General features: G+C 46.0%; 17 protein-coding genes. 3 read left to right on the top strand and 14 right to left on the bottom strand.

What is annotated here, in order from left to right:
* Positions 1-25 precede the first annotated feature (25 nt).
* The 4 genes from serS to NB504_RS15215 form a co-directional block, all read right to left on the bottom strand.
* Positions 26-1,333, bottom strand: a complete 1,308-nt coding sequence (gene serS, locus NB504_RS15230) for a serine--tRNA ligase (RefSeq protein WP_013856507.1) — start codon at positions 1,331-1,333, stop codon at positions 26-28.
* 102 nt (positions 1,334-1,435) lie between these two features.
* Positions 1,436-2,785 carry a replication-associated recombination protein A gene (locus NB504_RS15225; RefSeq protein ID WP_026028684.1) on the bottom strand — a complete coding sequence of 450 codons (1,350 nt, stop codon included), beginning with the start codon at positions 2,783-2,785 and terminating at the stop codon, positions 1,436-1,438.
* A gap of 30 nt (positions 2,786-2,815) precedes the next feature.
* Positions 2,816-3,418, bottom strand: coding sequence for an outer membrane lipoprotein chaperone LolA (gene lolA, locus NB504_RS15220; RefSeq protein ID WP_026027187.1), 603 nt, complete (start codon positions 3,416-3,418; stop codon positions 2,816-2,818).
* Between the two features lie 190 nt (positions 3,419-3,608).
* A complete protein-coding gene (locus NB504_RS15215) occupies positions 3,609-4,265 on the bottom strand; it encodes a YecA family protein (protein ID WP_094128851.1) in 657 nt (218 codons plus the stop codon).
* Positions 4,266-4,327: 62 nt separating this feature from the next.
* Here NB504_RS15215 and dusC point away from each other — a divergent pair, with 62 nt between their 5' ends.
* A complete protein-coding gene (gene dusC / locus NB504_RS15210; protein ID WP_088718024.1) occupies positions 4,328-5,284 on the top strand; it encodes a tRNA dihydrouridine(16) synthase DusC in 957 nt (318 codons plus the stop codon).
* 101 nt (positions 5,285-5,385) lie between these two features.
* Here the strand turns inward: dusC and NB504_RS15205 are convergent, their stop codons facing one another.
* From NB504_RS15205 to yfbV, 4 genes are all read right to left on the bottom strand, one after another.
* On the bottom strand, positions 5,386-6,180 hold the full coding sequence (locus NB504_RS15205; RefSeq protein ID WP_010319725.1) for an ABC transporter ATP-binding protein: 795 nt from the start codon (positions 6,178-6,180) through the stop codon (positions 5,386-5,388).
* Positions 6,177-7,121 carry an ABC transporter permease gene (locus NB504_RS15200; RefSeq protein WP_208872236.1) on the bottom strand — a complete coding sequence of 315 codons (945 nt, stop codon included), beginning with the start codon at positions 7,119-7,121 and terminating at the stop codon, positions 6,177-6,179. The genes NB504_RS15205 and NB504_RS15200 overlap by 4 nt, the downstream gene beginning before the upstream one ends.
* 59 nt (positions 7,122-7,180) lie before the next feature.
* On the bottom strand, positions 7,181-8,146 hold the full coding sequence (locus NB504_RS15195) for an ABC transporter substrate-binding protein (RefSeq protein WP_258429228.1): 966 nt from the start codon (positions 8,144-8,146) through the stop codon (positions 7,181-7,183).
* Positions 8,147-8,504: 358 nt separating this feature from the next.
* The gene (gene yfbV / locus NB504_RS15190; protein ID WP_013856500.1) at positions 8,505-8,957 is read right to left on the bottom strand and encodes a terminus macrodomain insulation protein YfbV; all 453 of its coding nucleotides are present in this window, start codon (positions 8,955-8,957) and stop codon (positions 8,505-8,507) included.
* Between the two features lie 348 nt (positions 8,958-9,305).
* Between yfbV and NB504_RS15185 the strand changes: the two genes are divergently transcribed.
* Both NB504_RS15185 and pta read left to right on the top strand, forming a co-directional pair.
* Positions 9,306-10,502, top strand: coding sequence for an acetate kinase (locus tag NB504_RS15185; RefSeq protein WP_013856499.1), 1,197 nt, complete (start codon positions 9,306-9,308; stop codon positions 10,500-10,502).
* Positions 10,503-10,674: 172 nt separating this feature from the next.
* Positions 10,675-12,819, top strand: a complete 2,145-nt coding sequence (gene pta / locus NB504_RS15180; RefSeq protein WP_013856498.1) for a phosphate acetyltransferase — start codon at positions 10,675-10,677, stop codon at positions 12,817-12,819.
* A 79-nt stretch (positions 12,820-12,898) separates the two neighbouring features.
* Here the strand turns inward: pta and NB504_RS15175 are convergent, their stop codons facing one another.
* From NB504_RS15175 to NB504_RS15150, 6 genes are all read right to left on the bottom strand, one after another.
* Positions 12,899-13,849 carry a glutathione S-transferase family protein gene (locus NB504_RS15175; RefSeq protein WP_258429227.1) on the bottom strand — a complete coding sequence of 317 codons (951 nt, stop codon included), beginning with the start codon at positions 13,847-13,849 and terminating at the stop codon, positions 12,899-12,901.
* A 180-nt stretch (positions 13,850-14,029) separates the two neighbouring features.
* Positions 14,030-15,022 carry a murein tripeptide/oligopeptide ABC transporter ATP binding protein OppF gene (gene oppF, locus NB504_RS15170; protein ID WP_010319732.1) on the bottom strand — a complete coding sequence of 331 codons (993 nt, stop codon included), beginning with the start codon at positions 15,020-15,022 and terminating at the stop codon, positions 14,030-14,032.
* Positions 15,019-15,990 carry an ABC transporter ATP-binding protein gene (locus tag NB504_RS15165; protein ID WP_010319733.1) on the bottom strand — a complete coding sequence of 324 codons (972 nt, stop codon included), beginning with the start codon at positions 15,988-15,990 and terminating at the stop codon, positions 15,019-15,021. The genes oppF and NB504_RS15165 overlap by 4 nt, the downstream gene beginning before the upstream one ends.
* 22 nt (positions 15,991-16,012) lie before the next feature.
* A complete protein-coding gene (gene oppC, locus NB504_RS15160) occupies positions 16,013-16,915 on the bottom strand; it encodes an oligopeptide ABC transporter permease OppC (protein ID WP_026028150.1) in 903 nt (300 codons plus the stop codon).
* A 15-nt stretch (positions 16,916-16,930) separates the two neighbouring features.
* The gene (gene oppB / locus NB504_RS15155) at positions 16,931-17,851 is read right to left on the bottom strand and encodes an oligopeptide ABC transporter permease OppB (RefSeq protein WP_013856495.1); all 921 of its coding nucleotides are present in this window, start codon (positions 17,849-17,851) and stop codon (positions 16,931-16,933) included.
* 118 nt (positions 17,852-17,969) lie between these two features.
* Positions 17,970-19,601, bottom strand: coding sequence for an ABC transporter substrate-binding protein (locus NB504_RS15150; protein WP_026028915.1), 1,632 nt, complete (start codon positions 19,599-19,601; stop codon positions 17,970-17,972).
* Positions 19,602-19,681: the final 80 nt, after the last annotated feature.

Genomic DNA, 19,681 nt, shown 5'->3' with positions numbered 1-19,681 from the left:
TTTTACTGTGTTTAACGCATCATGATTAACCGATGTGCGTTGCGCCACCCATGTATGGTTGCAGTACGCTAGGAACGGCAATACGGCCATCAGCTTGTTGGTTGTTTTCCAAAATGGCTACCATAGTACGGCCCACAGCAAGGCCTGAACCGTTCAGCGTATGCACAAGCTCAGGTTTATTACCGCCTTTGCGACGGAAACGGGCTTGCATACGACGCGCTTGGAAATCCCACATGTTTGAGCAAGAGGAGATCTCACGGTATGTGCCTTGCGCAGGAACCCACACTTCTAGATCGTAAGTTTTGCGAGAGCCAAAGCCCATATCACCTGCACACAACACGACTTTACGGTACGGCAATTCAAGCAATTTCAGCACTTTTTCCGCATGACCGGTTAACTCTTCCAGCGCCGCCATTGAATCTTCTGGGCGCGTAATCTGAACCAATTCGACTTTATCAAATTGGTGCATACGGATAAGACCACGTGTATCGCGACCATACGATCCCGCCTCAGAACGGAAACAAGGTGTATGAGCCGTCATTTTGAGTGGCAGATCGGCTTCGTCAGAAATGGTGTCACGCACCAAGTTCGTTACCGGTACTTCAGCCGTTGGGATAAGAGACAGTTTACGTGGCTCTTCATCATTCACTTTTTCAGTTAGTGGCTCAGTATGGAATAGGTCTTGACCAAATTTAGGTAGCTGACCAGTACCAAACAGGCTGTCAGCGTTGACAAGATAAGGGACATACATTTCTGTATAACCATGTTCTTGTGTGTGCAAGTCCAACATAAATTGTGCAATGGCGCGGTGTAGGCGAGCAAATTGGCCTTTCATCACGATAAAGCGAGCGCCAGTAATTTTAGTCGCACTAGCAAAATCCAAACCACCGGCCATTTCGCCAAGATCAACGTGATCTCTGAGCTCAAAATCGTAAGTTTTGGGTTCGCCCCAACGAGAAACTTCTACGTTGTCATTTTCATCTTTACCGTCAGGAACCGATTCATCTGGTACGTTGGGTACAGACATAGTGATCGCATCCAATTGTGCTTGGATGTCATTCAACTGCGCTTTTTTCGCGTCTAAGTCACTGCCTAGAGAGCCGATTTGTAGCTTGACTGCTTCTGCACCCGCTTTGTCGCCGGCGGCCATTTTTTGGCCAATTTCTTTGGAGATGGAGTTGCGCGAGGATTGTAAATTTTCAACTTCTACTTGAATGGACTTACGTTGTTCTTCAAGTTGACGAATTGTCTCAACGTCGAGTTTGAAACCGCGACGCGCTAATTTTGCAGCTGTTTCATCCAGCTCAGTGCGAAGTAATTTAGAATCCAGCATTGCTAATCCTATGCTTTTAGTTATGAAAAACGCGCCTGCATCCCTTTCTAATAAGAGCGACGCGTAGAGAAAATTGAACCCGACAAAGATAACGAAAAGAGACTATTTTTCATAGCGCTTTTGTGGGCTTTTTGCATCTAAACTAGCCAAGTAATCTAACTTTTCACCAATTTTGGTTTCTAACCCTCGATTTGTTGGCTGGTAGTAGCGTGTATCGCTCATTTCAGGCGGCAAATAACTTTCGCCAGCCGCGTAAGCTCCCGGTTCATCGTGGGCATAGCGATATTGTGCTCCATAACCAAGATCTTTCATCAAACTGGTTGGTGCATTACGCAAATGAGGCGGCACCTCATACTCTGGCAAATTATGCGCATCAGCTAAGGCTTGCTTCCACGCGCTATACACGGCATTACTTTTGGGCGCGCACGCTAAATAGACAATCGCTTGTGCAATAGCACGCTCACCTTCCGCAGGACCAACGCGGGTAAAACAGTCCCAAGCAGCGAGCGCCACCTGCATGCCTCTTGGGTCGGCGTTGCCGACATCTTCCGAAGCTATCGCCAATAAACGGCGAGCGATATAAAGTGGATCGCAGCCTGCTGCGATCATTCTGGCCGACCAATACAGCGCCGCATCGGGGTTGGAACCTCGAATCGATTTATGCACCGCAGAGATAAGGTCGTACCAAATATCGCCTTTATTATCAAAGCGCGACACTTTTTCGCCTGCCACTTCGGCCAACAGTTTGAGCGTAATGAGTTTTTCACCTTGCGCATTCTCTTCGGCCATGTCGTACAGCAGCTCAAGATAATTGAGTGACATGCGCGCATCACCATTGACCAATTCAGCCAAACGTTCGAGCACGTTATCCATAAACTGCGCTGCGACTTTACCTAAACCGCGATCGGCATCGTTGATTGCTTGATTGAGCGCCAGCAAAATTTCATCGCTAGCCAGCGAGGTTAATTTGTACACCCGAGCACGAGATAGCAAAGCGTTGTTGAGTTCAAAAGAGGGATTCTCTGTCGTGGCACCAATGAAAGTCACAGTGCCATCTTCAATGTGTGGCAAAAAGGCATCTTGTTGAGATTTATTAAAACGATGCACTTCGTCTACAAACAAAATAGTACGTCGACCCGCCATTTTATTTTCGCGTGCTTTTTCAATGGCAGCACGGATCTCTTTAACGCCAGAAGTCACCGCAGAAACACGTTCAACCTCTGCATTGGCGTAATTCGCCGCCACTTCAGCCAAGGTCGTTTTGCCCGTACCGGGCGGCCCCCACAAGATCATCGAATGAATATGACCAGCCTCTAATGCACGCCGCAAGGGTTTACCCACGCCTAAAATGTGCTGCTGGCCAATATACTGCTCAACCGTCTGAGGGCGCATTCTAGCGGCCAACGGACGGAAATCTTCATCACCCGAAAAATCTAAGCTGTAGTTACCCACACTATAATTGCTCACGCCTTAGTCCCTATCTCAATTACGTTGATCATCAACCTCGACACCTTGCGGGATCTGGAACGTGAAACGCGCTTTAGCGGCCGGTGTTAGTTGTACATCGCTAAACGTAAACAGACTCTTCTGTCCATCTTGTTCAATCACGTTAAAACCTTTCACGATCCCTTTCTCATCAATCGCTATCTGAAACTGCCCTTGGTTTGAATCTACCGCGGTTGGCGTTAGGGTGAAATCATCACCGTTTTGTGCAACCTTGTAGTGATCCCAATCACTGGCGCGATTACGAGTCAGCAACACAAAAGGAGTTTGTTCCGTCGCTTGTTCTTGATTATAAATACTCACTTGTTCGATAAATGGGCTGTAATACCACAAGGTTTTACCATCAGACACCAGTAAGTTTTCATCAGGAGCGGTCGTTTGCCAACGGAAAAGGCTTGGCCGAACAATATCAACTTTCCCCTGACCTTCCATTACAATATCACCTTCAGGGCTGATCACTTGCTGGGCAAAGGTAGCGCTAAAACCAGCGTTCAGCGCGAGGCGTTGGCTCAACTCCTCTTTTGGCGCAGCCAAAACAGCGACAGAAAAACTACACAGCAACAGGGCTAACACTCTTTTCATGATTACCACACTCCATGGATAACAATTTTTTGTCTATAACGTTTTCTATAACGTTTATTGATAAGGCCCTCTTCTCTTAAGAAGAGTTCGCTTATCAGAACAACTTATTTATCAGAATAACTCGTTTATAAGGGCTTATTTGCTTGGGTTTGTCAGCGTTTTGTTGAGATTAAACCTCAGGCGGCGTACTTTACTGGCCACAGCACTGTTTGAATTTTTTGCCACTGGCGCACGGACAAGGATCATTGCGTCCAATCCCTTTAAATGGGTTAACCCGCTGCGTTTTCATGCCGAGCATTAATTCATCAGCCATTAACGCCACTTCAGTGATCATGACATCCAACTGCTCAGCAAAATCACTCAAACTGGGTGGTGTTGCAAAACCCGCTTCGCTCATCTGCTGCTGTGTTTGTGTTTCATCGATGGCTAACATGAAGGTGGTCAACAAAGCTTGCAGCATGCGCAGGCTGCCATCACCAATTTGAGTCTCTAACCATTGCGGTTCAACGACTGGCCAGACGCTCATAAACCCTTCAGCAAAATCAGCCCACTGAGTCGCATTATCTAGCAAGGCTAACGCCGAATATTCGCTACGTTTGAGCAAGTTATATTGCAGATTAATTTGCGCCATCACCGCTGGTTCAAGTGCTTTGACTTGCTCCCCCACTAAAGGTTCTAACCAAGTTGTGGGTTCTAACGGCTTAGTGGCGAAATTGGATGCCAAAATAGCCCCTTCAAAAAAATGAGCGGATTGAGGAGCTGATTGAGGAAGAGAGAGCAATGAGTAGGTCATGAAAATCTGTACAGTTAAAATGGTTGACCAAGGATTATATACCAACTCTTGCATTTAGTGACTTTTGATTCGGTAACCACTACAATCTCGCCTCGAATTTTTAAGGCGAAATGATGATGCGTGTAATTTTGGGCCCAATGGAGGGTGTGCTAGACCACTTGATGCGTGAACTGCTCACCCAGATGAATGATTACGATCTGTGTGTGACTGAATTTGTGCGTGTCGTTGACCAATTATTGCCTGACCACGTTTTTTATCGCCTTTGTCCTGAACTGAAAACAGGCTCAAAAACACAAGCAGGTGTTCCCGTGCACGTTCAACTGCTCGGCCAAGAGCCACATTGGATGGCAGAAAATGCCGCACGAGTTGCTGAATTAGGCGCGCACGGCATTGACTTGAATTTTGGTTGCCCAGCGAAAACGGTCAACAAACACAAAGGCGGTGCGGCGCTGTTACAACATCCGGAATTGATTTATCAAGTGGTGAAATCATGCCGAGATGCGGTACCGAAAGCGATCCCTGTTTCGGCTAAAATCCGCTTAGGTTGGGAAGACCCTAACGACTGCTTTGAAATTGTCGATGCGATTGAACAAGCTGGAGCAAACGAGCTCACAGTTCATGCCCGAACAAAAGCGGGCGGTTATCGCGCCAGTGAAATTAAGTGGGATTACATTAATCAGATACGCCAGAAGACGTCTCTGCCTCTGATCGCTAATGGCGAAATTTGGAACTATGACGATGGTCAAGCCTGTATTAAAGCAACGGGCGTAGAGTCATTGATGGTTTGTCGAGGCGCATTCAACGTTCCCAATTTAGGCAATGTGGTCAAACATAACCATAAAGTGATGCCTTGGCATGAAGTGGTTGATCTGCTCCTGCGCTATTCGCAATTTGAAATTAGAGGCGATAAAGGCTTTTACTATCCCAACCGAGTCAAGCAATGGTTTACCTACTTGCGTCAAGAATATCCTCAAGCTAACGAGCTATTTCGCGAAATCAGGACCTTCACCAAATCGGAACCTATCGTGGAGCACATTCAGCGTTACCGTGATCGGTTACAAAACACGTTGTGATGCGTTTTCTTCAGGCTTTCTCAACCTCACGCCGAGAAAGCCTGTTGCTGCTTAGCCAACCACTGTGTTAACTAACCCTCTGTGATAACGAAGTAAAACCATTAACTGAGTAGAAGGCTATCATCTGCCAGCTCTTCGCCTCGAACTTTCGAAAACATTTCCAGTAGATCAGGCACTTTCATATTGGCACGCTGCTCACCAGACACATCAAGAACAATTTCACCTTGGTGAAGCATTACAGTGCGATCACCACACGCTAAGGCATCTTTCATCGAGTGCGTTACCATCATCACCGTCAAGTTAAATTCTTTGACGATTGTTTTGGTCAAATCAATGATAAAGGCCGCCATTCTAGGATCCAGAGCCGCAGTGTGCTCATCAAGCAGTAACAATTTACTGTCAGATAAAGTTGCCATCACTAAGCTAACCGCTTGACGCTGCCCACCAGACAGTAGGCCGATGTTATCGCCTAAACGATCTTCTAATCCCAAACCAAGGATAGCGATTCGCTCTTGAAACAACTTGCGACGTGATGAAGAAAGTGACAGCCCCCACCCTCGGCGCTTGCCGCGCATGTAGGCTAAAGCCATATTCTCTTCAATGGTTAAATCGCCACATGTACCGGCAAGTGGGTCTTGGAACACGCGAGCGCATAAACGTGCACGCTGATCCACGCTCTGGCGCGTGACATCGACTTCATCGATGAGTACTTTGCCTGCCATCATGGGCGTTTCGCCCGTTACAGCGCCTAATAAGGTCGATTTCCCTGCACCATTTGAGCCAATCACAGTTAAAAATTGATGTTCAGGTACTTCGAGGTGAACACCTCTTAACGCTCTATTTTCTAAAATTGTGCCAGGGTTAAACGTGACTTGAATATCTTCTAAACGAATCATAATGTTTCTCCTGACGCTTTATCCTGCTTAGCAACAACCGACTTCTGAGCAGGAGAATTACCCTTTTTTACTTTGAAGTTCCTTTTCATTTTTGGCGCAATCAGTGCAATGGCCACCAGCACAGCAGTAACTAAGTTGAGATCAGACGCCTGCAAACCGAACATGCCCGAGCTCAAAGCAAAGGCGACCGCTAAACGGTACAGCACTGAACCGACGATGACCGCCAGCACTGCAACCCAGATCCGGCGCCCAGGGATCAACGTCTGCCCCAAGATCACAGCAGCAAGGCCAACGACAATCGTCCCTACGCCCGAAGTTACATCAGCAAAACTGTTGGTTTGCGCAAACAGTGCCCCAGCAAAACCGACAAAACCATTCGATAACGCAAGAGCAAAATAGGTATAAAACGAGGTGCTTCCGCCTTGTGCTCTCACCATGCGGGCATTAACGCCCGTAGCACGCAGTCCAAGTCCAAAGTCACTGTTTAATAATCGCACCACAAACCAGGCCGAAATCAAGACCAATACACCCACGACCAGCGGGCGAATGTAAACCGAGTCACCCATGGCTTCAAAGGGCGTAAGAATGGTCTCCTCCCCAAGCAGAGCAATATTGGGGCGTCCCATAATACGAATATTGATGGAGAAGGCGGCAATCATGGTGAGAATCGACGCCAATAGATGCAAAATACCGCAGCGAACCGCAAGAAATGCAGTCACCCAACCGGTAAAGGCACCCGCAAGTATTGCCATTCCTGTAGCGACCCAAGGGTTAATACCTGCCACAATCGCCGTTGCGGCCACCGCAGCGCCCATCGGGAAGCTGCCGTCAACGCTTAAATCGGGGAAATCAAGGACACGGAAAGTGAGGTAAACACCCAATGCCACTAATCCGTACAGCAGCCCTATCTCTAGAGCGCCAAAAAAAGCAAAAGCAGACATAACAACTCCTTTCTCTGCTTAAACAGAGCTAAAGCCTTCGCTCTAGCTCTGAATGGTCTTTATTTTACGCTCGTAGCACGATCAAGTACTAACTGAGGAATAGTTATGCCCAGTTTTTCCGCTGCGGTTTTGTTGATCATTAAATCAGACCCTTTGGCCACTTTAACATCCAGTTTACCCGGTGCTTGTCCTTCCAAGATAGCGACAACATAGTCCGCGGTTTGTACGCCAATTTGGTAATAATCAAAGCCAAGGCTAGCAATCGCTCCGCGTTCAACATAAGAGGTTGCTGCGCCAAATACTGGGGTCTTAGCTTGGTTTGCCGAAACAATCATCCCTTCAATCGCACTGGCGACGGTATTATCAATCAAGGCATAGATAATGTCTGATTTTGAGGCAATCGCCTGTGTCGCAGTTTGTACGTCTGCGCTTTTTAAGGCTGTCGCTTCAATAAGTTTAATGCCATGTTTTTGAGTGCTCGATTTAAGCAGTTCCATCAAGCTCACTGCATTGGCCTCTCCGGGGTTATACACTACACCGATAGATTTCACGTTTGGCATGATCTCTTTGATCAGCTCAACGTGCTGTTCAACTGGCGATAGATCAGAAAGCCCGGTCACGTTTTTACCCGGTTGCTCAAGTTTTTTCACCAATTTAGCACCGACAGGATCGGTCACCGCCGTGAACACGACAGGAATAGTTTTGGTTGCAGAGACGAGCGCTTGCGCCGTGGGGGTTGCGATGCCGACTAACACATCAGGATTTTCCCCGACAAATTGGCGCGCAATTTGAACAGCAATAGCTGGGTTGCCTTGCGCGGTTTTAAAATCAAAATCTAGATTTTTGCCTTGTTCATAACCTTTTGCTTTTAAACCATCAAGTAAACCTTGTCTGGTTGCGTCTAAAGCTGGGTGCTCAACAATTTGCGATACGGCGACTTTCGCTGTTTTGGCCATGATGCTTGTGGAAGAGAGTAATACTGCTCCTGCAAAAACGGCGGTAACAATGGCTTTGCCTGCTTTCATCTTAACTCCTTGATTTAAGCATTATACCCTTCCTACTTAAAGCGGTAGCAGTGCTAGCAAATGCGCTCATCCCGTTAAACACAGTTAACCTGTGCCACATTAGGATTCATCCCATTGCAGATTGCTTACAACTTCATATTGTTTGGGTATACATGTTGGATGTTGTGTTTTTAATATTTTTATGTACGCGCACTGAGCGTCGCTGACAACATTATTACCAGTAACTCAGGCTAAAGGGAAGTGAGGTTTAACAGTAAAGTAACAAAAAGAGAGATAAGAATAAGGCGAAAGTTGAATAACAAAGAGGAGTTCACTGCGGAAGTCCTCTTTGCCTTTTATTCACATGCTACCTGGGTGGCTAGAACCAGCGTTCTAACGCGGCGTCATCTAACTGACGGAATGCTCGGTTGAGGATAGCAGCCAGCTCTTTGTATCTCGGCTTCGCTTTGATTGGCTCTAAAGCAAAACCAGTATCGACAATCTTCTGGTACAGCTCTCGGTACCACCCAGCAAGCGAAGGTGGAAGCTGGGTATTGGCGCGGTTTCCCAGCCACCACATACCTTGTAGCGGTAAGCTTATGGCAAAAAGTGCCACTACCACTGCTTGGGGCATCGCCTGTGTATTTTCAAAAACCATCTGTGTCAGTACACTGATTGCGGCGATAGCTGGCATAGCCTTAACGCCAAAACGCGTGGCTTTAATGATCCGTTGCTCAGGAAAAATGAGGCCTAGCTCTTTGCGCACAGGCCAAACATCCATATATTTCTGACCATCTTTCAGGCTGTGAACGATTCCAACTTTGTTATTCATAGCGCGCCCTCACTCTCGATGCTGCCCATTCAACTAAAAAATAGTTTAATGATTCAACTAATCTAGTAAAAAATTGATAGAAGTTAATATTATTTCAATTTTTTTTTGTTATATTGGCCCATTATCGCTATTCTTTGCGAGCCCTCAATCTCATTGTTGCCGTTATTTACAATTTAGGCAACTCCGAGATGAAATCTGCAAGGAATGCATCGACGACTTTACGTTAAAAGCCCCGTCTCATTATACGGAAATTCAAGTTTTATTGACCAAGATTAGTAGCGCTCCACAACGGTTCTACTATTCTTGTGAATGATTTTTATCCTAACCGATTATTACAGGTAGTCACACATGTCTAAGCTAGTTTTAGTTTTAAACTGCGGTAGTTCTTCTCTTAAATTTGCTGTTGTCGATGCAGAAACAGGTGCTGAGCACCTATCAGGTCTTGCTGAATGTCTTCACCTTCCTGAAGCACGTATCAAGTGGAAACTTGACGGTAAACACGAAGCGCAACTAGGCGAAGGTGCAGCGCACGAAGAAGCACTCGCGTTTATGGTTGAAACTATTCTTGCTTCTAAGCCAGAGCTTAAAGCTAACCTTGGCGCTATCGGTCACCGTATCGTACACGGTGGTGAGCAGTTCACTCAATCTGCACTTATCTCTGATGATGTACTGAAAGGTATCCAAGACGCTGCAACCTTTGCACCGCTTCATAACCCAGCACACATCATCGGTATCGAAGCCGCTAAGAAAAACTTCCCTGAGCTTCAAAACGTAGCTGTGTTTGATACTGCGTTCCATCAAACTATGCCTGAAGAGTCTTTCCTATATGCTCTTCCGTACAATCTATACAAAGAGCATGGTATCCGTCGTTATGGCATGCATGGTACTTCACACTTATTCATCACTCGTGAAGTTGCAGGCCTACTCAACAAGCCAGTTGAAGAAGTTAACATCATCAACTGTCACCTAGGCAATGGTGCTTCTGTTTGTGCGATCAAAAACGGTCAATCAGTTGATACTTCAATGGGTCTAACGCCGCTTGAAGGTTTGGTGATGGGCACACGTTGTGGTGACATCGACCCTGCAATCATTTTCCACCTGCACGATGCACTGGGTTACTCTGTTGATCAAATCAACACTATGCTAACCAAAGAGTCTGGCCTACAAGGCTTAACTCAAGTGACTTCGGATTGCCGTTTTGTTGAAGATAACTACGGTGAGAAAGAAGAAGCGACTCGTGCAATGGACGTGTTCTGCCACCGCCTAGCAAAATACGTGGCTGGCTACACAGCAAGCCTTGACGGTCGCCTAGACGCTATCGTCTTCACTGGTGGTATCGGTGAGAACTCAGGCCCTATCCGTGAAATGGTACTAAACCGTTTGGCTATCTTCGGTATCGAAGTCGACAGCGCAGCAAACCTAAAAGCACGTTTTGGCGGCGAAGGTGTGATCACAACGGCAAACAGCCGTATTCCAGCTATGGTTATCTCGACCAATGAAGAGCTAGTGATTGCTGAAGATACTGCTCGTCTGGCAGGTCTTTAATTGACTTTCTGGCTAACTCTCTGAGTTAGCCAGTTTTTTACCGGGGCTCAACCCTTAGTTTCTAGCGATTTAGGTCATCAGGCTTATTTCCGAAGAAGGTCATGTTGGGCTTTGTTCCTTTTTCAATCTAGTTTCGGTTAGATTGATTTCAATAGTTTGAGGTACTCTACTCATGTCCCGTACTATTATGCTTATCCCTATCAGCGCTGGTGTTGGTCTTACCAGCGTGAGCATGGGTGTCCTTCGCGCCATGGAGCGTAAAGGTGTTAGCGTTTCTTTTTATAAGCCTATTGCACAACCTCGCTCGGGTGGCGATCAACCTGATCTCACTTCAACGATTATCGGTCGCAACAGCGACATCAGCATTGCAGAACCGATGATGATGTCAGCGGCAGAAACGTTGATCGGTAGCGAAAAGATGGATGTGTTGCTTGAAACCGTCGTTGAGCGTTACAACCACATCAATAAAGATTCTGAAGTAACGCTGATTGAAGGCCTTGTGCCAACACGCAAACACCCATTCGCGAACCAAGTGAACGCAGAAATTGCCAAAACACTGGGCGCAGAAATTGTGTTTGTCGCGACTCCGGGAACGGACAACCCAACTCAGTTGAAAGAGCGTATTGAAGTTGCGTGCTCAAACTTTGGTGGAACAAAAAATAAAAACATTTCAGGTGTTATTATCAACAAGCTTAATGCCCCTGTTGATGAAGCAGGCCGTACTCGCCCTGACTTATCAGAAATTTTTGATGATGCAGATAGCGCGAAACAAGCCAATTTAGAAGTGATGCAGATCTTCAACACTAGCCCAATTCGTGTGTTAGGTTGCGTGCCTTGGAGTATCGATCTTATCGCGACTCGTGCTATTGATATGGCCAAACACCTGAAAGCTGAAATCATTAATGAAGGTGAAATTAAGTCTCGTCGTATTAAGAGCATCACTTTCTGTGCGCGTTCTTTGCCACACATGATTGAGCACTTTAAGCCAGGGTCACTCTTAGTGACATCGGCCGATCGTCCTGATGTGATTGTTGCCGCCTCTCTGGCCGCAATGAATGGCGTTGAAATTGGTGCGGTGCTGCTGACTGGCGGTTACGACATGCCACAAGAGATTGTGAACCTATGTAAACCAGCCTTTGAAAGCGGCTTGCCTATTTTTAAAGCGCAAGGTAACACTTGGCAAACGTCACTCAACCTACAAAGCTTTAGCCTAGAAGTTCCAGCTGACGATAAAGAACGTATCGAGTTCATCAGCGATCATGTTGCTAGCCACATCGATGGCCCTTGGATTAATTCGCTCACTGAGGGCACGCAAGGTATTCGTCGCCTTAGCCCGCCAGCATTCCGTTACCAGTTAACTGAGTATGCTCGTCGTGCAGGTAAACGTATTGTGCTTCCTGAAGGGGATGAACCACGCACGGTAAAAGCGGCATCTATTTGTGCTGAGCGCGGTATTGCGACTTGTGTTCTACTTGGTAACCCTGATGAAATCCGCCGTGTTGCTGCGCAGCAAGGTGTTGAGTTAGGTGCTGGCGTTGAAATTATCGATGCTGACTCAGTGCGCGAAAACTACGTTGCTCGCTTGGTTGAGCTGCGTGGTTCAAAAGGCATGACGGAAGTTGTGGCTCGTGAAAAACTGCAAGATTCAGTATTCCTTGGCACAATGATGCTTGAAGCGGATGAAGTTGACGGTTTGGTTTCTGGTGCGGTTCATACCACAGCCAACACCATTGTTCCTCCATTCCAAATCATTAAGACCGCGCCAAATGCCTCGATTGTATCCTCTATCTTCTTCATGCTATTGCCTGATCAAGTGTTGGTATACGGCGACTGCGCCATCAACCCAGATCCAAATGCTGAACAGCTTGCTGAAATTGCGATTCAATCGGCCGATTCTGCGGCAGCATTCGGCATTGACCCGCGCGTGGCGATGATTTCCTACTCGACGGGTGAATCAGGTAAAGGTGCTGATGTAGATAAAGTGCGTGAAGCGACGCGCATTGCTCAAGAGAAACGTCCAGATCTTATTATCGACGGTCCTCTGCAATACGATGCTGCAATTATGGAAAACGTGGCGGCTTCTAAAGCACCAAACTCTCCAGTCGCTGGTAAAGCAACGGTATTTGTCTTCCCTGACCTAAACACAGGTAATACAACTTACAAAGCGGTACAACGCTCAGCAGACCTTGTTTCTATCGGTCCAATGCTGCAAGGCATGCGTAAACCAGTAAACGATTTGTCTCGCGGTGCGTTGGTTGACGATATTGTTTACACAATCGCGTTGACGGCGATTCAAGCAAGCCAAGAAACAAAATAAAATTCTTAGCTTAACTTGCTGATTAAAAGGCTCTTATGTATCACATAAGAGCCTTTTTTATAGCACACTTCCACCCTCGTTATAACCCAATAAAGCCGCGCTCATGGGGCGTATCAAGATCAAGATCCGGCCCCTTAGGTACCACTTGCGTTGGGTTAATGCCGATATGGCTGAAATAATAGTGGCGTTTGATGTGGTAAAAATCGGTCGTTTCTTTGATTCCGTCAATTTGGTACAGCTCTTTTAAGTAACCGCTTAAGTTCTCATAATCGGCGATCCGCTGTTTATTGCATTTAAAATGCCCGACGTAAACAGCGTCAAAACGGATAAGTGTAGTGAATAAACGCCAATCCGCCTCGGTGATCTGGTTACCGATCAAGTAACGATGCGTTGCTAGATGGTTGTTGACCTTATCTAACGCAGTGAAAAGTGCATCATAAGCATCGTCATAAGCCTCTTGCGTGGTCGCAAACCCACATCGATAGACGCCATTATTAATATTGGGGTAGATATACGCATTCCATTCATCGATAGCTTTGCTGAGTACTTGCGGATAGTAGTCGTGCTGGTTACCCGTTAACTCATTAAAAGCACTGTTAAACATGCGAATAATCTCAGAAGATTCATTGCTAACAATGGTATTGGTCTTCTTATCCCACAGCACAGGTACAGTTACTCGCCCTGAATAATCTACCTTTGCTTTGGTGTAGATTTGATGGAGCTTGGTATAGCCGAACAGAGGTTCAGGAATGCCAAAAGACCAGCCTTCACTTAGCATGTCAGGACAAACGACCGTAACATCAATGTGTTCGGTGAGTGATTTGAGTTGGCGAAAAATCAATGTACGGTGAGCCCAAGGGCATGCCAAAGAGACATACAAATGATAACGGCCCGATTCTGGTTGAAATCGTGCGTCTGGCTGGCTGTCGACCCAGTGTCTGAATCCTGCGTCTTCGCGTACAAAATGCCCAGCGCTGCTTTTGGTGTCATACCAAACATCGTGCCAGACGCCTTCAACTAATTTTCCCATGATCTCCACTCCTCATTCCGATGACTTTTTTATTATAAGTAGGATAGAAAATGGTAAAACCGGAGGAAGTTGTCCTTGTTATTCAGAAATTTTGAACAGTGCTATTTACCCCGCTAAGTGCACAGATAAAAAAAGCGCGACCCAGAAATGCGTCGCGCTTAAGCCTGTCACAGGCTAAATTTAGAGCTCGACATGCAAACAAGACACAGCATGTTCATCACTACCTTTAATCTGCGGTTTTTGCTGTGCGCAAATTTCCGTCGCTTGAGGACAGCGGGTACGGAAAACACATCCAGAAGGCGGGTTGATTGGCGAGGGTAAATCCCCTTCTAGCATCTGAATTTTCTTAGCACGCTCCAGTTTTGGATCTGGAATTGGCACAGCCGACATCAAAGCTTTGGTGTAAGGGTGTGATGGATTCGCAAACAACGCCTCCGAGGTGCCAAGCTCGACCGCATTGCCTAAATACATCACGAGTACACGATCAGAGATGTGTTTCACTACCGATAAATCATGGGCAATAAAAACCAAACTTAAACCAAGCTCATTTTGCAGCTCTTTGAGCAGGTTAACCACTTGCGCTTGGATTGAAACATCCAAAGCAGAAACTGGCTCATCACAGATGATCATTTTCGGTTTTAAAATGAGCGCACGGGCAATACCAATACGTTGACACTGACCACCAGAGAATTCATGGGGATAGCGGTTAATGACGTTCGGCAATAAACCGACTTTTGTCATCATCTCTTTTACACGATCCTTTACTTCTTGCTTCGAAAGTTCTGGATAAAAGGTTTGAAGTGGCTCTGCAATAATATCGCCAACCGACATTCTTGGGTTCAATGACGCCAGTGGGTCTTGGAAAATCATCTGAATTTGCTTACGGGTTTTGCGACGCTCAACCTCATGCATTTTCGTCAAATCATTTCCTAGCCACACCACTTCACCCTCGGTGGCTTCGACTAAACCAATGATCGCTCGCGCAAAAGTAGACTTTCCGCAACCTGATTCGCCTACTACGCCGAGAGTTTCACCCTCATATAGGCGCACATTAACGCCATCTACGGCTTTTAGGTTGGATGGTTTAGACCACGGCCACGCGGATTTAGAGGCAATATTGAAGTGAACTTTGAGGTTCTTTACATCCAGTAATAATGGTTTTTGTTCGCTCATTTAACCCAAGCCTCCCAATCAGAAAAACAGGCACGTTGGCGACCATCGGCAAATGGCAATAAAATAGGTGCTTCACGTTTACAGCGTTCTGTCACTCGGTGGCAGCGCTCTTGATAAGGGCAACCCGGTGGCAATCGTAGCAAGTTAGGTGGGTTTCCAGGGATTGTTGGTAATATTTCACCTTCCGTATCCAAACGAGGAATGGCTTTTAATAAACCTTCAGCGTAAGGGTGACTCGGGTTGTAGAAAATCTCATCCACAGAGCCATATTCCATCGTACGCCCTGCATACATTACCAATACTTTGTCACATGAACCCGCAACCACACCCAGATCATGGGTGATCATGATAATAGCGGTATTGAATTCGCTTTTGAGTTCATTCAACAAATCCATAATTTGGGCTTGCACCGTTACGTCCAATGCGGTGGTGGGTTCATCGGCAATCAGTAACTTAGGCCGACATAACAACGCCATTGCAATCATAACGCGTTGACGCATACCGCCAGAAAACTCATGCGGATACATGGTAATTCGCTTACGCGCTTCGGGGATTTTAACCGCCTCTAGCATACGTACCGACTCTTCAAACGCAGCCGACTTGCTCATTCCTTTGTGCAGCATCAGCACTTCCATCAACTGCTCGCTGACCTTCATATAAGGATTCAGTGACGTCATTGGATCTTGGAAGATCATCGCAATTTGTTCAGCGCGCACTTTGTTCAAGGCTTTTTCTGGCAAATTGAGGATCTCTTTCCCTTCAAATTTTGCGCTACCCGTGATAATACCATTTTTGGCAAGTAGGCCCATAATAGCGAACACGGTTTGCGATTTACCAGAGCCAGACTCCCCTACGATACCGAGGGTTTCGCCTTGCTCCAGTGAAAAAGTTAAATCGTTGACAGCGGTAACAATACCATCTTGAGTGGTAAATTCGACCCGCAGATCTTTGACATCTAATAAGCTCATTATTGCTTCCTTAATCTTTTAATTATCGGTCTTTAGGATCAAGCGCATCGCGCAGACCATCACCGACATAGTTAAAGCAAAACAGGGTGACCACCATGAACGCGGCTGGGAAAGCAAGTTGCCAAATAGCGACTTCCATTGTTTGTGAACCTTCTTGTAGAAGTGCTCCCCAGCTTGTCATCGGCTCTTGAACACCAAGACCAAGGAAAGATAAAAATGACTCTGTCAAAATCATACTTGGGATCAACAGCGTCGAATAGACCGCTACAATACCCAACACGTTTGGCACAATATGACGTGTAATAATTTTCCAGTTGCTGACGCCACACACATGCGCCGCTTCAATAAACTCTTTGCTGCGTAGGCTCAAGGTTTGGCCACGCACAATTCGCGCCATATCAAGCCATGCAATTGCACCGATAGCGACGAAGATAAGTACGATATTGCGGCCAAAAAACGTGACCAACACAATAACAAGGAACATGAAAGGAACAGCGTATAGAATCTCCAAAATACGCATCATAATGCGGTCTACTTTACCGCCAATGAAGCCCGACGCCGCACCATAAAGTGTGCCGATCAGAACAGCAACCAACGCGCCCATTACGCCAACCATCAGCGAAATTCGCCCACCAACTAAGGTACGCACATACAAATCACGCCCAAGGCTATCGGTGCCGAACCAATGATCCGCATTGGGCCCAACGTGCATTGAATACCAGTCCGTATTGTCATAGGTATACGGGGCCATCATCGGTAGTACGATCACCGCAAGGGTCATCATCGTCAAAATACACAAACTGACCATTGCCGCTCTGTTACGCATAAAGCGAATTCGCGCATCTTGCCATAAGCTGCGGCCAGCTATTTCTAAGTTTTCAGAAAACTTCTCAACCGCGGCTAGGTTTTCTCTTTTCGTTAACATAACCATACGTCCCTGTTAGTAGCGAATTTTCGGGTCAATGACCGCAAGCAAAATATCAACAATGGCGTTGAAAAGAATAAATAGGAAACCAATTAAAATGGTTACACCCATCACCAATGAGTAATCGCGGTTAAATGCAGCGTTAACAAACAGCTTACCGATACCCGGTAGACCGAAAATCGTTTCAATCACCACAGACCCCGTAATAATACCGACAAACGCAGGCCCCATGTACGACACAACAGGCAGTAAAGCTGGCTTCAACGCATGGTTAACAACGATATAGGGATAACTCAATCCTTTCGCGCGTGCCGTGCGAATAAAGTTACTGTTGAGTGTTTCTATCATTGAGCCACGGGTGATGCGGGCAAAGGTGGCAATATAGAGCATCGACATACCCAGCACTGGCAGTACTAAATATTGGAAACTTCCATCTAACCAACCACCAGCCGGGAATATTTTCCAATGCAAGGAGAAGAGATAAATTAAAGCTGGGGCGAGAACAAACGACGGCATCACCACGCCAATCATTGCCGTCGACATGATGGTGTAGTCAATCCAAGTGTTGTGTTTTAGTGCGGCAATCGTACCGATGGAAACACCCGCGATAACAGTAAAAATAAACGCGATAAAGCCGACTTTTGCCGAGACAGGCAAAGCAACGGCGATCAATTCATTCACCGTATAATCTTGGTATTTGAATGATGGGCCAAAATCACCTTGCAAAATATTGGTCAAGTAGGTGAAGTATTGCTCAGAGACGGGTTTGTCTAAGCCATATTTAGCCTCAATGTTGGCCATCACTTCCGGTGGTAAAGGACGCTCGCTTGAGAATGGGTTACCCGGAGCGAAACGCATGAGAAAGAAAGATACTGTGATCAACACCAACATGGTTGGTATCGCTTCCAATATCCTTTTTGCGATGAATTTAAGCATAAACTCACTCTTTCAGTCTGTGACAATGAAAATTAGAAAGACGCTGCATATAAATTACTATCTGAAGATAGCTACATGCAGTGTCTAAGTCGTTATATTTTTATCAGCGTAAGTGGACTTACTTTGCTGTGATATAAAGATCTTTTGAGTAGATCTTCTCTTCCGCGTTATTCATCGGGAAGCCGCCTACATTAGGAGATAATAAACGAGATTTAACATACTGATAGATAGGGGCAATCGGCATATCTTTGGTTAATAGTTTTTCAGCATCCAGATATAGCTTAGTGCGCTCCTCTTCAGAGGTTGATTTTAGCGCTTTATCAATAATTGCATCGTATTCAGCGCTTTGGTAGTGCAAACCACCCGTGGTGTTATTGCTCACCATCAAGGTCAAGAATGAAGACGCTTCATTATAGTCACCACACCAACCAGCACGTGCCACTTCAAAGTTACCTTGATCTTTAGAATCTAGATAGGTTTTCCACTCTTGGTTCTCTAATACGACATTAATACCGAGCGTTTTTTTCCACATAGAACCCAGTGCTACAGCGATTTTCTTGTGGTTTTCCGATGTATTGTAGAGGAGGCTGAATTTCAGAGGGTTGTCTTTATTAAAGCCCGCTTCAGCCAACAATTTTGCCGCTTCTGCATCGCGCTCTTTTTGCGTCATCTTGCCATATGCTGGCATTTGAGGATTAAAGCCTGCAGTAATTTCAGGTGTTAAGAAATAAGCTGGTTTTTGGCCTTGCCCCAAAATCGCATCACTCACAATGTTACGGTCGATAGCGTAAGAAATCGCTTTACGCACGCGAACGTCGTCAAAGGGTGCCTTTTTGGTATTGAACAGATAGTAATAAGTACACAAGTTACCCTGAATCGATACTGATTCCGGGTGTTCTTTCTTCAGACGCTTGAAGTGCTCGGTGGGTAATTCATAAGAGATATCGATTTCGCCTGCTAGGAAACGGTTCATTTCTGATACTTGGTTTTCTATGGGCAAGAAAGTGACTTTGTTAATGACTGTTTTGTCATTGTCCCAATATTGCTCGTTACGTTTTAATACTAAACGCTCATTGACAACCCATTGGTCAACAACATAGGCACCGTTACCCACAAAATGCTCAGGCTTGGTCCATTGGTCACCAAACTTTTCAACCGTCGCTTTATGGACTGGTTTCACGGTTGTGTGGCCCATCATCATGACGAAATAAGGCACAGCATCTTCAAGTTCAACAACGAGTGTATGGTCATCTTTAGCTTTAACGCCAAGTTCACTTTTGTCTTTCGTTCCTGCAATAATCTCTTTTGCATTTTTCATCTTGGTATATTCCATATACCAAGAGTAAGGAGAAGCCGTTACAGGGTCGACAGCGCGCTGGAAGCTGAAAACAAAATCACCAGCCGTGACAGGATCACCATTTGACCATTTTGCATTTTTGCGCAAATGGAAAATAAAGGTTTTGTTGTCTGCGGTTTCCCAACTTTCTGCGACACCAGGAATGGTTTTACCATCCGCGTCTTGGTTTACAAGCCCTTCCAATAAGTCACGAATTACGTGCGACTCAGGAACACCTTGGGATTTGTGAGGATCGAGTGTGGCGACTTCAGTACCGTTACCGCGAACGATTTCCTGAACTTTGGCCAATTTGGTTCCGGCTGGAACATCAGCCGCGAGAGAAAAAGTAGAAGTGGCAGCCACTGCCATACCCGCCCCTAGAAGAAGGGCTTGGGTGATTTTATTTTTATACATGCATAAACTCCAAGTTTTTATTTTTGCATCCATGACTTCCTTGAGAGCTCTCTAGCATCGCTAGAACTTTAGATTTATTT

The sequence above is a fragment of the Vibrio sp. RM-69-4 genome (assembly GCF_024743775.1).
Classification (GTDB): Bacteria; Pseudomonadota; Gammaproteobacteria; order Enterobacterales; family Vibrionaceae; genus Vibrio; species Vibrio anguillarum.
The sequence above is the reverse complement of the archived record's forward strand: the minus strand, read 5'-3'. Positions and strand labels throughout refer to the sequence as shown.